We start from the raw sequence: 13,944 nt of genomic DNA, 5'->3' as shown, positions 1-13,944 counted from the left end.
CTCTGATGATCCTTACTGATGTTGAAGCTGGAAACGATATTTATAACGAATTTTAACAGCGACTTTTTTGTCACCGATTTTAGCTGGTAGGAATTCAAAATTCTTAAGAGCTTGCTGAGCGGCTTCATCAAGACCCGCGCCTAATCCTTGAACTAAAATGACGGAACGAACTTTTCCGTTTTCATCAAGAATCAAATCACAGACGACAAGACCCTCGATGCCTTTGGCGCGGGCCTCATCTGTGTATTGAGCTTTGATTTCTTTTAGGACTTTGGGTTTTTGCGTGAGAGCACTCCATTCCCCCAGAGGACCGGAATCTCCTTCACCGCCTCCGCCATTTCCGCCTGCTCCTGCGCCTGTTTGAGCTTCTGTAGCAACCGGCAATGATTGATTTGTTTGGTGGGCGCCATCAGAAATAACAGCCGCTTTCTTCGATGCTATCAGCTGAGGGCCTTTGCTCGCCTTGGGACCACTCGGTCCACCGGGCATCACAGTTAGATCTAAAACGTCGGTGGGAAAATCATCACCTGAGTGAGAGCGGGAAAAATAAAGTGCGCCGCCTGCTAACAAATGCAGAACGAGGGAAACCCCACAGAAAATGACGAGTGATGCGGACTTCATGAGCATTTATGTCTAGCAACAAATCAGGGGTTTTGCAAAATGAGGAATAGAATGAAAATCAAATAAGACGTGCTGTCACAATGCGACGATTTTCAGCAGCAGGATCTTTCTCGATTTTGACTTCCACGCGTTGCCAATTCAGAGGCAAATAGTCGAAATCCAGTCGTTGCGCCCACTCAATAACCACAAAACCTTTTTTGGGAGCGAAAAGATCCCAAAAGCCGGAGCTTTCGAGGTCATCGTCGTCTTTCAAACGATACAAATCCAAGTGGTCCATGGATTTCCCATCTGCATTTTCATAACGCAGATGGATCGCAAATGAAGGCGATTGAACATCCTTCATGCCTAAAATTGAAGCAATTAGTTGAACCGAAGTGGTTTTGCCTGCACCGACATCGCCCGATAACAGTAAAATACTGCGTTCGCTTAAGTGAGGCAAAAACTCGCGCCAGAACTGCTCAAGATCGGAAAGATTTTGAATGAAGCGCTGGCTGTTTAAGATCATTTTAAAATTTTACGCATCTTTCTGACCGACTGTTCAAGTCCTTCTTCAAGTGCATAACAAATCAATGAGTGACCGATGTTCACTTCTTGAAGATGCGGAAGCTTGTTGATCAAACGAGAGTGTTCGTAATCCAAACCGTGACCCGCGTGAACATTGAGACCCAAGTAGTTTGCCCACTCAGCGGCTTCAACCAAGCGTTTCCATTCTTTTTGCTTACGCGCACCTTTGAGCATCACCCATTTTCCCGTGTGAAGCTCAACAGCATCAGCCCCTACTTCATAAGATGCTTCAACTTGTTCAATAGAAGGCTCGATAAACATCGAAATCTCAATTCCGATCCTTTGGAGCTTATCCACCATCGGACTGATTTTCTTAAAGCCTTTCTTTACGTCAAGGCCGCCTTCAGTTGTTAGCTCCGCGCGCTTTTCAGGCACAAAACAACACCAATCAGGACGATATTTTTTAGCATACGCGACCATTTGAGAAGTCGCGGCCATTTCAAGATTGAGTGGCACTGAACATTCTTTAGAGAGCTTTTTCAAGTCATGTAATTGAATATGACGACGATCTTCACGCAAATGAATTGTGATTTGCTCAGCCCCACCTTTGATGGAAGCTTTGACCATTTTACCAAGATCTGGATAAGGCGTAGTTCCGCCGCGCACCTGACGAAGAGTCGCCACGTGATCGACGTTTACACCCAAACGAATTTTATGTTTCATTAACTTAGTTCTTTCTCTAGGAAGGACGCGATTTCTTCGGCGTATTGATTGATCGCTGTTTTATCCGGCCCCTCAACCAGAACACGAATCACCGGTTCTGTTCCAGAGAAACGAACAAACAAACGGCCATCGCCGTCTAATTTCTTTTCAATAGATTTAATCAACTCGTTGTAGCCTTTGATCTCATGCAAGTCTTTGCGATGGCGAACGCGGCAGTTGATCAACACTTGTGGCACGTCTTCAAAAACGTGATTGAGTTCACTCATTTTCTTTTTCGTTTGCTTCATCACCGCCAACACGCCAAGGGCAGCGATACAGCCGTCACCTGTCGTTGTGTGATCCAAGAAAATAATATGACCTGACTGCTCGCCACCTAAGTTGTAGCCATTTTTACGCATTTCATCGACAACGTACTTATCGCCAACCCCGGTTTTAATCACTTGAATGCCAGATTCGTTCATGCGTTTTTCAAGACCGAAATTCGACATTTGTGTCGCAACCAAAGTGTTTTTCTTAAGCAGCCCGCGCTCTTTCATATGAAGAGCACAGATCGCAAGAATTCTATCACCGTTTACGATCTCACCTTTTTCATCCACCATGATCACACGATCAGCGTCACCATCAAGACTGATTCCAACATCAGCACGATATTGCAAGACAGCTTCAGAAAGTTTTGCCGGATACAAAGCCCCGACTTTATCATTGATGTTCGTTCCGTTTGGATCATCACCCAATTGAATAACTTCCGCACCCAACTCTTGAAATACAGACGGAGCGACCTTGTAAGAAGCACCATTCGCTGTATCTAGTACAATGCGCATGCCATCAAGTGTGTACTCAAGTGGAAACGTTCCTTTGACATAAACGATGTAACGACCCTGAGCATCTTCAATACGACGAGTGCGACCGATTTCGCGACTTGGAGGCAAAAATTGCGTCAGGTCTTCATCGAGAACCAAACGCTCAATTTCTCGTTCCATATCTTCAGAAATTTTAAAACCATCTGGACCGAAAACTTTGATCCCGTTGTCATGAAATGGATTGTGCGAAGCCGAGATCACAATGCCGGCAGCCGCACGCATAGTACGTGTGAGGTAACCAATACCTGGAGTTGGAAGCGGACCTACAAGCTGAACGAAAATTCCCATCGAGTTCAAACCACTCGCCAAGGCTTGTTCAATCATATAACCAGACAAACGCGTGTCTTTACCGATAACGACTTTTCTTGCGCCAGCAGCACCCGCTTGCTTTTGCAAGATGTAACCGATGGCTTGACCGATTTTAACAACTGTTTCTGGAGTCATTGGCCACTGATTGGCAGTGCCACGAATACCATCTGTACCGAATAATTTACCTGATTTTTTCTCTGCCACTTTACTGACCTTTTTGTTCGTCATGACTCGGTTCCTTTACAGGCACTACTTCCGCTTGAATTTGGTTCGGGCGAATTCCCAAAACCTTCACCCCGAGGGGGACTTCAATCTTATTCAACGGAATGTCGACGTAAATAACGCCTTCGCCTCTCTGTGAAATATCAATTGTGATATTCTGCGAAAGAGAACTATCTATAAACTTTTTTAATGCTGAACGAGGACCTGAAACTTTTACTTTGATGTGGTCCGCCGTCTGTGCCACCACTTGTTTACCAGGGGCTGTTACCAAATCAATATCAATGTTTTTACTAAGTACAAAATCCCTACGACCGAGGATTGTAAGCCACAGTATCAGGGAGATAAAGAGAGCCACTACCTTGTAGCTGAAGTTCTCTGTGACCATATTGGACATACGGCGCTTCATGAAATTTCTCCCTGCTGAGAGAAGGCTTTATATTTAAGCCCGAAGGTCTCATACAAGGCTTTACGGATATCCCCCAGCTCCACATTTGTGCTGAGGTGTCCCCCTTGAACGATACCAATAGATTTATTTTCTTCAGAGATAACAAAAACCAAAGCGTCGGTTTCTTCCGTCAAGCCGATCGCAGCTCTGTGACGAGTACCTAAGTTTTTATCGAGCGCTGGGTTCTTACTGAGCGGCAAGAAACAGCCCGCTGAATGAATTTTACCGTTACGAATTAATACCGCTCCATCATGCATAGGGCTCTCAGGATGGAAGATCGAAGCTAACAATTCCGCAGAAACTTTGGAATCCATCTCCGTTCCGAATTCAATATGGTAGTCGATCACGATTTCGCGCTCGACAACCACCAAGGCACCAAAACCTTTTTGGGCAGTGAGGATAATACCCTTTGCAATTTCTTCGACCACTTGGGTTTCTTGAATAGCTGAAGCATCGCTAAAGAACGGATTCGAACCAATATGAGCCAAGGCACGGCGAATCTCACCCTGGAAGAGAACGACTACGATGACGAATAAATTTGAAAAGAATTTTTCAAGGATCCAGTTAAACGTAAAAAGTTCGAGCCAAATACTGAGGATGTATCCGATGGCCAGAACCCCAAGACCTGAGAGCATCTGGATGGTGCCTGTGCGCTTAATCAGCACAAGAATTCTATAAACCACCATCCAAACAAGCAGCATGTCGATCGCGTCTTGCACACGCAAGTGCTGAATAATGAAGACGAGATTATCGCCAAACTGCTGCAACATCGAGATGCCTCTACAAAGTTAAGTACAAACTAAAATTAAACAGTTACAGGACCCGTGTTTCCAACTGGGTCATTGCCTGAATCTTTCTTACCAACAGCTGCTAGGGCCGCAAGACCTGCGTCTTTTTTATTGCTGCGATATTTTTCAATCTCAGCAACTGCAGCACCGTTCACAAGCATATCTACCTCGTGACCGTCGATAGTTTCGTATTCAAGAAGCGCCAACGCCAAACGCTCAAGCGCATCTTTATGATCCGTCAAGATTCTCACAGCTTCTGTGTAACCATGGTCGATAATTTTCGAAACTTCGGCATCAATCTCTTGAGCTTTAGAATCAGAATAATCTTTACCTGTGTGACCATATTGCATTCCTAAGAACACTTCGCCTTGGCCTTTTTCAAACGCCAAAGGACCAAGCTTACTCATACCCCATTGAGTGACCATGCGACGAGCAAGGTCTGTCGCTCTTTCGATATCGTTACCAGCACCCGTCGTGATGTCTTTAAAGATCACTTCTTCTGCTGCACGACCACCGAACAAGAACGCAATCATGTTTTCAGCTTTTGTTTTCGACAAGCTCACAGATTCTTTTTCCGGCAACGTTTGAGTCACACCCAACGCCATACCACGAGGGATAATTGTCACTTTGTGGATTGGATCCAAGCCTTGTAGCTTTTTACCAACAAGCGTATGTCCCGCTTCATGGTAAGCAGTGACTTTTTTATCTTCGTCAGAAATGACCATTGATCTTCTTTCAGATCCCATGATGACTTTGTCTTTTGCTTTTTCGAAGTCTTCGTTTTCCAAATATTTTTTATCAGTACGAGCAGCGATCAACGCCGCTTCGTTCACCAAGTTCTCAAGGTCTGCACCAGAGAAGCCCGGAGTCCCACGAGCAATTTTTTGCACGTCCACATCAGGACCCAATGGAGTCTTACGCATATGAACGCCCAAGATTTGCTCACGGCCTTTTAGATCTGGCTTATTCACGATAACACGTCTGTCGAAACGACCTGGACGTAACAAAGCAGGATCCAGAACGTCAGGACGGTTCGTCGCTGCGATCATGATCACACCTTCAGAAGATTCAAAACCATCCATCTCAACTAGCAACTGATTCAGAGTTTGTTCACGTTCATCGTGACCACCACCCATACCAGCACCACGGTGACGACCGACAGCATCGATCTCATCGATAAAGATCAAGCATGGCGCATTTTTCTTACCTTGTTCAAACAAGTCACGAACACGGCTGGCACCGACACCGACGAACATTTCGACGAAGTCAGAACCTGAGATTGTAAAGAATGGAACGCCTGCTTCACCCGCTACTGCACGTGCAAGCAATGTTTTACCTGTACCAGGAGAACCTACTAGCAACACACCCTTTGGAATACGACCGCCGAGTTTTGTGTATTTTTTCGGATCTTTCAAGAAGCTCACGATTTCTTGCAAGTCTTCTTTTGCTTCATCAACACCCGCGACTTCTTTAAACGTCACACGATTTTTGTGTTCAGTTAAAAGGCGCGCACGTGATTTACCGAAAGACATTGCTTTGCCGCCACCCACTTGGATTTGGCGCATGATGAACATGAACATCGCAACGATCAGAATTAACGGCAACCAATTCACCAATAGTGATTGGAAGAATCCGCCATTGTCAGCGCGTTCATAGTTTGGAGTGATTCCGTTTGCTTGAAGGAATTTGTAACCCTCATCTTGAGTGTTACCCACGATTACGAAATGAGTTCCGTTATACTTTTTCTCGTACTCAGGTTTCATTTCACCGATCACTTCACTTGTGTCTTGACGGAAAGTAACAGTGGCTACTTCACCCGCTTTCACAGCTTCAGTGAATTTAGAGTAGTTAAAATCACCAATTACTTTTTGGTGCTTGCTCTCGTAGGCTTGGAATAAAAACACAGCCATGATGATCAGGAAGAACCAGAGAGCTAGCGTTTTTTGTGTGGACCGCATTGAGAATCCTTTCATTTACAGGTCTAGTCACCCTCAAGGGTAACACGATTGCCACGCGCTTTAAAAGGAACTTCGTAGAGGTTTTTTTCACTCTCAAATCAGGACTGGACCTTGATTTGCTCTGCGTTAATTTCCCAATGAAAACCGGCAACTTTAAATGTGATCACTTTTTTCGAGTTGTCCAGTCGCTTTTGAACTTCCTCGAGATGAGATTGGGTAAAATCTTTTTTCCCGAGGGAAAATAAGTACTGTGCGAGCATACGACGCTGTTCAATAGGGCTCAAAGTCAAATAAAAGGCCCTAGAGAGACCTTGTGTCTTATAGTCCTCATTCTGACTGAGAAGCTCGCCCCATACTGAGGACTCTAAATCTCTCGCAATTGTCTCTAGAGAGCGAGCAAAAACGCCACTTGCTCCAGCAGATTTTTTATCAAGGGCCTTTAGCCAGTCTTGGCGAATCCAATTACGCAGAGGGTCCAGAGAAGCATTCGAAGGATCCTCAAATGCTCGGATTTTTTCCTCTCGCAAATATTTTTTAAGTTCCTTCTTTGAAGTTTCTAAAAAAGGTCTAAAGAGAGGTGCCTTGTAAATATACATGGCATGAAGACCTTGCCCACCAGTTCCACGAATAAGGCGCATCAGACGAGTTTCCAAGAGATCATCTTGATGATGCCCAGTTGCGAGGCAGGTAAAACCTTGCTCCTCCATCAGACGTGAGAGAGCTGCATAGCGAAGGTCGCGATATTGCGCTTCTGATTTTGCGAGCTCGGAACTTTTCAGATGAAAATACGTGAGCCCCCATTTTTTTGCGAATTTTTCGGTGAAGACTTGTGCTTCTTTGCGATACTCGCGATTGCTGTCTTCGCCATGATGATAATAACAAAGCCCGAGAAGTTCTGGTTTGTGAATTTTAGAGAGCACGCGCACGAGCGCCGTTGAATCAACGCCGCCGGAAAAGGCAATCAAGATCTTTTGATCTTTGAGGTTATATTCTTTGATCAGCTTCCAAACCTCATGATCGAGATTGCGCTTTTCTGCCTTTTTTTCGCTCACTAACTTCCTCCGATAGCGACGGTTTTCACATTCACAAACTCATGAATACCAAAGGTTCCAAGCTCTCGACCGTAACCTGATTCTTTGATTCCGCCAAATGGAATTCGCGGATCTGATTTAACTTGATCGTTCAGAACGACGAATCCCGCCTGCATTTCGTAGGCCAGAAGCTTCTTTCCATTTTCAATATTTTTCGTAAAAAGCGCTCCACCCAGCCCATACGGAGAGGCATTAGCCACTTCTATAGCTTCTTGTTCATTTTTAACGACGATGATGCTTGCGACCGGCCCGAAAACTTCTTCGGCGTGCATGTCGGGATTATTTTTTTCAAAAACGACAACCGTTGGCGGATAGAACGCGGTTGGCCCTTGCGGAGCTGTTCCGCCGAGAATGACTTTACCACCCCAAGATTTTAACTTTTCAACTTGTTCGATGATTTGTTTTTTGAATTTTTCACTGGCCAGAGGTGCGATTTCAGATTTTCTCATTTCCTCGACGTAGTTTTTGATGAATTCCGACGCTACTTTTTCTACTACGATAAAGCGTTTAGCAGCAACACAGCTCTGCCCCGCATTTACCAATCTGGCTTTGACGCAAATTTTTGCGGCGTTAGCGATGTCAGCGTCTTCAAGAACGACGTAGGCGTCACTGCCACCCAATTCGAGAACTGTTTTTTTCAAGTTACCCGCAGCTGTTTTTGCAACTTCTTTTCCACCGCGAGTACTTCCTGTAAACGTCACGCCTCGAACGAACGGTGATGCCATCGCTTTCTCTGCAGTCTCGTGATCAACTTGGCAATTTCTTAGAAGCAACGGACTTGAGGACACTTCGGCGAAAATTTTTCCGATCCACTCCGCTGTTCCCGCCGTGAGGTCGGCGTGCTTAAGAACCACAACATTTCCTGCCATAATGGAAGGCGCAGCAAAACGAATGACCTGCCACAGAGGGAAATTCCACGGCATGATGCTAAAAATAACTCCAAGAGGTTCAAAAACCACTTCCGCTGATTTGTAGGGAGAATCTGAAGGCACAGGCTTTAACATTTTGGCACCTTCTTTGGCGTAGAACTCGCAAGTAACGGCGCATTTTTCAACTTCGGCTTTTCCCTCAGCAATGAGTTTACCCATTTCTTGTTGCATACTTTCGGCGATTTCGGTTTTGTGAGCTCTTAATTTTTCCGCGAGCTTCATGAGGAAACCAGCGCGTTCATCAAAACTGGTTTTACGCCACTTCAAAAAATCTTGATGTGCTTCTTTGATTGCTTGTTCGGTTTTTTCCCAACTGAGATGTTGGTAAGATTTAATCACGTCACCGGTCGCAGGATTGACGGTTTGAAAAGTAGCTGCCATGACAACCTCCTCATGCTGCAAGGACTAGGTTGCCACAAAGGCGCCATCAAAGCACCTTGGCATCACTCAAAGCGTCGTAAATACTTGATAGAAAGAGAAGGTCGTTCCCACAAGGAACATGCCGGTCATCACACCCCAGGCTGCGCTCTTATAAACCTTGCCAAGGCGCATTGCCCCACGAGCGTAAACTCGTTCGGTTTTTAAAAGTGGAATGGGCGCCAAAACCGCTTTGATAAATTGATCGCAGCAGAGGCAGAAGAAAATGACTGATAGAAGTGTGAGAATCATTTGTTCCATGCACTTCTTATCGGTGGAATTTGTGTCAACTTGAGACGAGGGGCGCTTAACTGGATGTTGGTTTTGGCCCATCTTGGAAAGGCCTACTTGCTGACCATCGTGGTCAGCAAGGTAAGTTACTGTGGCCTTTAGGTGTCTTCGGAGTTTTTCTTTTTAACTATATCGATTTCGGCTGTGATTTTGAACTTGTGAGTTTCTGCGAACTTTGAGAACTCTTTTACGAAATCGATTTTTTGGATAATCCCAACGGCTTCTTTCGTGACTCGTTGAGTGATTTCATCTTTGCTCTTGTTGGCACTTTGAATAAGTAAATTAAGTGCTTCTTTCGGAAGCTTTAATTCAGAAAGATACGCGCGCAGACTTTCTTCAGTCATGAAAGCCGCACTAACCCCTGCTGTGAAAACCTTTTTCACAGTGTCGCCCAGCAGACCTTTTAGATCTGCCGATTCTTTTTCGTCTTTTTTCGAAGACTCATCAGACGCCATAAAGTTGTTTTACTCTTTTGTGATAGCTACTAATCATATTCGGAAGATTCACACTGACCAACGCATTTGCGATGGGACCTGGAACAAACATACTGAAAGTCGCCTCAACCGTGTAAGTCGCACGCACTTTGCCAGCTTCGTCTTCTAATTTCCAAGAGCCAACAGAAGTTTTAAAGATATCACCGGAAGCAAATTCCCAAGTGATAGATTTCGGCGCGGTCTCTGTCATCCAAAGTTGATATTTGAAAGTTTTCATAACTTGCACGTTGTATTCGACAAGTTTTTTATTACCTTCAGATTTAACAACTTTGCATTGTTTCACTTCAGCCAAGAACTCATGATATTTCTCATAATCCGAAATGATTTTCCAAAATTGATCGACGCTACAGTTGAATACTTCAGTGGTTGATGCTTTTGCCATATAGGTCGAGTGTGACTTTTAGTTTGCAGAGAGTCAATCCTGGACCAATGTCGGTATTGTTTCATTCGATAGATGCGCTTTCAGTTCAAGAATCCATTTTTGCAATTCTTCGCGCGCACGTTCTCAGCATAAGCATTTCAATTATAAGTTTTTACAACAACCAACCTCGCTACGAGGGCGCGTTGTGTTGAAATAATATTGTAATGAAATTGTGCTTGCGATGAAAATCGTCTTCACTACTTGCAGCCTATTGGGTTTTCAAATCATATGCACGATTCACCTCAAAGTAAAAAAAATCTCTTTACTATGAAGCTCTAATGAACAACTCAGGTTTATAACTTCCAATTTAGAGCCTCCGTTTCAATTGCTAAATTCCTCAAAAATTAAATCTAAAAAACCGTGATATAAGAATCCATCAGGAGGTTTCGATGGAAAATCTTAAAAGCGTTTCGAACAGTGACTTAATTTCTCGAATGGAAAAATTGGTTCGCACGGAACGCAAGATTACTCATTTGGTTTTGCTTCATATTGCGGAAATTGAAGAGCGTCGGATTTATGCGGAATTGGGATTTGATGGGATGTATACTTATCTTACTCGTGGACTTGGATATTCCGAAGGCGCGGCTTATCGTCGACTTCAATCTGCTCGACTTCTTAAACAGGTTCCTTCTGTTGCTGCAAAAATTGAAGATGGCAGCTTGAACCTAACACAACTGACTCAGGTTCAGAAGTGTGTTTCTGAATCTATCAAAAATGGCGCAGCAATCTCTCAAACCCAAACACTTCAAGTTTTAGAGAAGCTTGAGAATAAGAATTCGTTCGAAACCCAGAAAACGTTGGCTATTGAGATGGACTTACCTGTACAAACTCACGACAAAATCAAACCTCAACAAGACGACTCTGTTCGTATTGAAGTTACTTTAACAGCCGAGCAATTCGCAGAACTTCAGCAAGCGCAAAGTCTTATGTCACACAGTTGTCCGAACGGATCTTGGGCAGACGTGATTTCGGCTTTGGCGGCAAACTTTAATAAGAAGAAACTTGTAGGGCGATCAACTCAACCCGTCATCGCTACGAGGGTTCATTCTCAGAAATCAGAAAAACACAAAAATCGCAGAGAATATATTTCCGTTCATACAAAAAGATTTTTGCTAAATAAAGCACAACACTGCTGTGAATACGAAAATCCGCAAACAGGTCATAAATGCGGAACTAAATTTCAGCTTCAAACCGATCATATTCAGGCGGTTGCATTAGGTGGAACAAATGAAATTGGGAATCTTAGAGTATACTGCCGAACGCATAACCTTATGGCAGCTGAAAAGGCCGGACTCAAAAAAAAGAAGCGGCAGCTGATTTAGGTTACTGCTTGAAATCCAAAAATCTTATTCCTAAAGTCCGTTACAAATCTCAATTTTTCCGAAATTCGGCGGACCCATACGATGAGTCGCAGAAAAGTCACCAGGCACCTTTAAGGCACCTTTTAAGGCACCCATGCCGGGTTAATCCGAGGTTCGGCGGACCGGCGCGATGCGTCCCCGAAAAGTCACCGGGCACCTTTTAGGATTTTAAAAAACAAGACATTATTAATATTAGCTCAAATGCTTGTTTATGGAATTTTAGGACTTCTTAAACAATGCTTCGGCCGCAGCACGCAATGCCGCCGCTTTATCGATGGTGCCGGGGCCGCCTTTTCTTGGAGAGAAATAGTCGCAGAAATTGGCGCGGTCTTTTTCGCGGACGACGTCTGCTTGGGTTTCGCGGCATTCGTTGTAGACTTTGGAATCGTAGTGCTCGCAGTTTTTGCAAACGTGAACATCGGCACGGCAATGTGGACACTCTTCACGGCGTCCAATCAATCCCGTAAACGTCAGTTCTTTATTGCAGCTAAAACAAACGAGCTTTGTATCCACGATTAAATTCCTATTTCATCAAATTCGGCTTACGGCCCAAATCATGATGGGCTTCAATAGTACGAATTGTACCAGTCGCAGATCTCATCACAATAGAATGTGTTTTTGCCTGGCCGTTGGACAAGAAACGAACTCCGCGAAGTAACGGACCGTCCGTCACGCCGGTCGCGATAAACATCACAGAACCTGAAGCCAATTCATCAATCGTGAATTTTTGTTCCGGATTTTTAAGGCCCATTTTCACGGCGCGCGCTTTTTCTTCTTCATTTCTGAATTTCAAACGACCTTGGAAGTCCCCACCCAAGCATTGCATTGCTGCTGCTGAGATTACACCTTCTGGTGCGCCACCGATACCGATTAACAAATCAATACCAGAATCAGGCCAAGCTGCAGAAACCGCCGCCGACACGTCACCATCACCAATCAAGTTGATACGAGCGCCCGTGCGACGAACTTCTTCAATCAATTCTTTGTGACGAGGGCGATTCAAAATCACAACTGTCATGTCGCTCACTGGTTTATTTAAAGCCGCTGCCACACGTTTGATGTTTTCAGTTGGCGACAAGTCGATATCGATTTGACCACGAGCCGCAGGACCACACGCAATTTTATCCATATAAGTATCAGGCGCATGTAGGAAATTACCTTTTTCAGCAACCGCAATCACAGAGATCGAACCCACACCACCTGTTGCACAGATCGTTGTTCCCTCTAGAGGATCCAAAGCGATATCCAAGGAAGGAGCGTCGTCAGATTTTGCTCCCACTTTTTCTCCGATGTACAACATCGGAGCTTCGTCACGTTCACCTTCACCGATCACAACAGTGCCATCCATACGGATGATATCGAAAGCTTTTCTCATGGCATCGACGGCGGCGGCGTCAGCCGGTTTTTCTTCACCACGACCCACCCAACGAGCGGATGCAAGAGCTGCTGCTTCGGTCACGCGTACAAATTCTAAAGCCAGGTTTCTGTCCATTGTTCTTTCTCCGTTGCGACCTTTACTTCGGCCGGCATTCTCAATAATTTTAATTCTCGACTCAATGAAACGTGCACGGTTTTACCAAGTGCACAGACCTCTCCGCCACGACCGCGCAAACGATATTGGAAAACCAATCGGTTTCCTTCCACCCGCCCCTGCACGTCGATCTCGAGGTCATCGCCAAAAAAAGTGGGTTTTATGTGCTTCACTTGCGTTTCATAAACAGCAAACTGACTAGCCGACTCCGGTTTTTGATAGTCGATTAAACCTCGGTCATGGGCCCACCCCACCCTCGCTTCTTCAAAGAAACGGAGGTAATTGCTGTGATGGACAATACCCATTAAGTCGGTTTCGTAAAACTGCACTTTATGACGATGAATAAACATTGATTCCTTCTAACCTAAATTGATAGGGTAAGACCAGATGAATTTAAAAGGAGCTTCCTTTGCAGGCAACTGAGTTTCAGAAATCTCTCGCTATGAAATTCACCATGAGTCGAATTTTTATGGTTCCAGTTGTCGTTGGCTTAATGTGGCCCAATACACTGCCTTGGAATATTGCTGCGGCCGTCTGCTTCCTGCTTGCTTCTGTAACCGACTACTACGATGGACACTTTGCCCGCAAATACGGCTCTGTCAGCAATTTCGGGAAATTCATGGACCCGATCGCTGACAAAATTTTAGTCACAAGTGTGCTGGCCATGCTGCTGGCGCAAGGTAAAATTGATGCCTGGATGGTGATTATTATTCTAGCAAGGGACAACTTTATCGGGGGGATCCGCTCCGTTGCTGCGGCTGATCAAATTATTATTGCCGCCAAGCCTGCCGGTAAATGGAAGACGGCTATGCAGATGGTCGCCATTCCTATTGTAATTATTGGAAATATGGAACCCTACCTGCCCTATTTAGACAAAATTGGCTACGGGGTCTTGTGGGTGAGCGTCATTTTGAGTATAACAAGCGGTATTGAATACTACTACGGTTACTTAAAAAGCCGAAAAGGCTAAGGGCTTTAT

At 44.7% G+C, this 13,944-nt stretch carries 17 protein-coding genes; 2 read left to right on the top strand and 15 right to left on the bottom strand.

What is annotated here, in order from left to right:
• Nucleotides 1–12 precede the first annotated feature (12 nt).
• The 12 genes from ACLWOR_RS11770 to ACLWOR_RS11715 all read right to left on the bottom strand — a co-directional run bounded on the left by ACLWOR_RS11770 (nt 13) and on the right by ACLWOR_RS11715 (nt 10,034).
• Nucleotides 13–621: an energy transducer TonB gene (locus ACLWOR_RS11770; RefSeq protein ID WP_413940932.1), complete on the bottom strand. Its 609-nt coding sequence runs from the start codon at nt 619–621 to the stop codon at nt 13–15.
• Between the two features lie 58 nt (nt 622–679).
• A complete protein-coding gene (gene tsaE, locus ACLWOR_RS11765) occupies nt 680–1,126 on the bottom strand; it encodes a tRNA (adenosine(37)-N6)-threonylcarbamoyltransferase complex ATPase subunit type 1 TsaE (protein ID WP_413940931.1) in 447 nt (148 codons plus the stop codon).
• On the bottom strand, nt 1,123–1,848 hold the full coding sequence (locus ACLWOR_RS11760) for a pyridoxine 5'-phosphate synthase (RefSeq protein ID WP_413940930.1): 726 nt from the start codon (nt 1,846–1,848) through the stop codon (nt 1,123–1,125). Before ACLWOR_RS11760 ends, tsaE begins: the two co-directional genes overlap by 4 nt.
• A complete protein-coding gene (glmM, locus tag ACLWOR_RS11755; RefSeq protein WP_413940929.1) occupies nt 1,848–3,245 on the bottom strand; it encodes a phosphoglucosamine mutase in 1,398 nt (465 codons plus the stop codon). The genes ACLWOR_RS11760 and glmM overlap by 1 nt, the downstream gene beginning before the upstream one ends.
• Nucleotides 3,223–3,645 carry a hypothetical protein gene (locus ACLWOR_RS11750; protein WP_413940928.1) on the bottom strand — a complete coding sequence of 141 codons (423 nt, stop codon included), beginning with the start codon at nt 3,643–3,645 and terminating at the stop codon, nt 3,223–3,225. Before ACLWOR_RS11750 ends, glmM begins: the two co-directional genes overlap by 23 nt.
• Nucleotides 3,642–4,454, bottom strand: coding sequence for a diadenylate cyclase CdaA (gene cdaA / locus ACLWOR_RS11745; RefSeq protein WP_413940927.1), 813 nt, complete (start codon nt 4,452–4,454; stop codon nt 3,642–3,644). Before cdaA ends, ACLWOR_RS11750 begins: the two co-directional genes overlap by 4 nt.
• Nucleotides 4,455–4,489: 35 nt before the next feature.
• Nucleotides 4,490–6,430: an ATP-dependent zinc metalloprotease FtsH gene (ftsH, locus tag ACLWOR_RS11740; RefSeq protein ID WP_413940926.1), complete on the bottom strand. Its 1,941-nt coding sequence runs from the start codon at nt 6,428–6,430 to the stop codon at nt 4,490–4,492.
• 98 nt (nt 6,431–6,528) lie between these two features.
• Nucleotides 6,529–7,482, bottom strand: a complete 954-nt coding sequence (tilS, locus tag ACLWOR_RS11735; RefSeq protein ID WP_413940925.1) for a tRNA lysidine(34) synthetase TilS — start codon at nt 7,480–7,482, stop codon at nt 6,529–6,531.
• Nucleotides 7,482–8,831 (bottom strand): NAD-dependent succinate-semialdehyde dehydrogenase, encoded by a 1,350-nt coding sequence (locus tag ACLWOR_RS11730; RefSeq protein WP_413940924.1) that lies wholly within the window; start codon nt 8,829–8,831, stop codon nt 7,482–7,484. Before ACLWOR_RS11730 ends, tilS begins: the two co-directional genes overlap by 1 nt.
• 66 nt (nt 8,832–8,897) lie before the next feature.
• Complete coding sequence (locus ACLWOR_RS11725; RefSeq protein ID WP_413940923.1) at nt 8,898–9,128, bottom strand: hypothetical protein; 231 nt, start codon at nt 9,126–9,128, stop codon at nt 8,898–8,900.
• Between the two features lie 128 nt (nt 9,129–9,256).
• Complete coding sequence (locus tag ACLWOR_RS11720; RefSeq protein WP_413940922.1) at nt 9,257–9,613, bottom strand: hypothetical protein; 357 nt, start codon at nt 9,611–9,613, stop codon at nt 9,257–9,259.
• The gene (locus ACLWOR_RS11715; protein ID WP_413940921.1) at nt 9,603–10,034 is read right to left on the bottom strand and encodes a type II toxin-antitoxin system RatA family toxin; all 432 of its coding nucleotides are present in this window, start codon (nt 10,032–10,034) and stop codon (nt 9,603–9,605) included. The genes ACLWOR_RS11720 and ACLWOR_RS11715 overlap by 11 nt, the downstream gene beginning before the upstream one ends.
• 428 nt (nt 10,035–10,462) lie before the next feature.
• Here ACLWOR_RS11715 and ACLWOR_RS11710 point away from each other — a divergent pair, with 428 nt between their 5' ends.
• Nucleotides 10,463–11,395 (top strand): HNH endonuclease, encoded by a 933-nt coding sequence (locus ACLWOR_RS11710; RefSeq protein ID WP_413940920.1) that lies wholly within the window; start codon nt 10,463–10,465, stop codon nt 11,393–11,395.
• 258 nt (nt 11,396–11,653) lie between these two features.
• Here the strand turns inward: ACLWOR_RS11710 and ACLWOR_RS11705 are convergent, their stop codons facing one another.
• Genes ACLWOR_RS11705 through ACLWOR_RS11695 form a run of 3 tightly spaced genes read right to left on the bottom strand, consistent with a single transcriptional unit; the run spans nt 11,654 to nt 13,315 of the window.
• Entirely contained in the window at nt 11,654–11,947 is a 294-nt protein-coding gene (locus tag ACLWOR_RS11705) for a hypothetical protein (protein WP_413940919.1), read from the bottom strand.
• A gap of 10 nt (nt 11,948–11,957) precedes the next feature.
• Nucleotides 11,958–12,926 carry a class II fructose-bisphosphatase gene (glpX, locus tag ACLWOR_RS11700; RefSeq protein WP_413940918.1) on the bottom strand — a complete coding sequence of 323 codons (969 nt, stop codon included), beginning with the start codon at nt 12,924–12,926 and terminating at the stop codon, nt 11,958–11,960.
• Nucleotides 12,905–13,315 carry an acyl-CoA thioesterase gene (locus tag ACLWOR_RS11695; protein ID WP_413940917.1) on the bottom strand — a complete coding sequence of 137 codons (411 nt, stop codon included), beginning with the start codon at nt 13,313–13,315 and terminating at the stop codon, nt 12,905–12,907. The genes glpX and ACLWOR_RS11695 overlap by 22 nt, the downstream gene beginning before the upstream one ends.
• 92 nt (nt 13,316–13,407) lie before the next feature.
• Between ACLWOR_RS11695 and pgsA the strand changes: the two genes are divergently transcribed.
• Nucleotides 13,408–13,935, top strand: a complete 528-nt coding sequence (gene pgsA / locus ACLWOR_RS11690) for a CDP-diacylglycerol--glycerol-3-phosphate 3-phosphatidyltransferase (protein ID WP_413940916.1) — start codon at nt 13,408–13,410, stop codon at nt 13,933–13,935.
• Nucleotides 13,936–13,944: the final 9 nt, after the last annotated feature.

It is taken from the genome of Bdellovibrio sp. HCB2-146, assembly GCF_047345725.1.
Lineage (GTDB): Bacteria > Bdellovibrionota > Bdellovibrionia > Bdellovibrionales > Bdellovibrionaceae > Bdellovibrio.
This window is presented reverse-complemented; position numbering and strand designations above follow the sequence as displayed.

What these genes read in the sequence shown, in the direction of transcription:
- glmM (WP_413940929.1), bottom strand. Translation starts at nt 3,245, where the DNA reads ATGACGAACAAAAAGGTCAGTAAAGTGGCAGAGAAAAAATCAGGTAAA.
- pgsA (WP_413940916.1), top strand. Translation starts at nt 13,408, where the DNA reads ATGAAATTCACCATGAGTCGAATTTTTATGGTTCCAGTTGTCGTTGGC.
- glpX (WP_413940918.1), bottom strand. Translation starts at nt 12,926, where the DNA reads ATGGACAGAAACCTGGCTTTAGAATTTGTACGCGTGACCGAAGCAGCA.
- ACLWOR_RS11715 (WP_413940921.1), bottom strand. Translation starts at nt 10,034, where the DNA reads ATGGCAAAAGCATCAACCACTGAAGTATTCAACTGTAGCGTCGATCAA.
- cdaA (WP_413940927.1), bottom strand. Translation starts at nt 4,454, where the DNA reads ATGTTGCAGCAGTTTGGCGATAATCTCGTCTTCATTATTCAGCACTTG.
- ACLWOR_RS11725 (WP_413940923.1), bottom strand. Translation starts at nt 9,128, where the DNA reads ATGGAACAAATGATTCTCACACTTCTATCAGTCATTTTCTTCTGCCTC.
- tsaE (WP_413940931.1), bottom strand. Translation starts at nt 1,126, where the DNA reads ATGATCTTAAACAGCCAGCGCTTCATTCAAAATCTTTCCGATCTTGAG.
- ACLWOR_RS11770 (WP_413940932.1), bottom strand. Translation starts at nt 621, where the DNA reads ATGAAGTCCGCATCACTCGTCATTTTCTGTGGGGTTTCCCTCGTTCTG.
- ACLWOR_RS11710 (WP_413940920.1), top strand. Translation starts at nt 10,463, where the DNA reads ATGGAAAATCTTAAAAGCGTTTCGAACAGTGACTTAATTTCTCGAATG.
- ACLWOR_RS11720 (WP_413940922.1), bottom strand. Translation starts at nt 9,613, where the DNA reads ATGGCGTCTGATGAGTCTTCGAAAAAAGACGAAAAAGAATCGGCAGAT.
- ACLWOR_RS11750 (WP_413940928.1), bottom strand. Translation starts at nt 3,645, where the DNA reads ATGAAGCGCCGTATGTCCAATATGGTCACAGAGAACTTCAGCTACAAG.
- ACLWOR_RS11760 (WP_413940930.1), bottom strand. Translation starts at nt 1,848, where the DNA reads ATGAAACATAAAATTCGTTTGGGTGTAAACGTCGATCACGTGGCGACT.
- ftsH (WP_413940926.1), bottom strand. Translation starts at nt 6,430, where the DNA reads ATGCGGTCCACACAAAAAACGCTAGCTCTCTGGTTCTTCCTGATCATC.
- ACLWOR_RS11730 (WP_413940924.1), bottom strand. Translation starts at nt 8,831, where the DNA reads ATGGCAGCTACTTTTCAAACCGTCAATCCTGCGACCGGTGACGTGATT.
- ACLWOR_RS11695 (WP_413940917.1), bottom strand. Translation starts at nt 13,315, where the DNA reads ATGTTTATTCATCGTCATAAAGTGCAGTTTTACGAAACCGACTTAATG.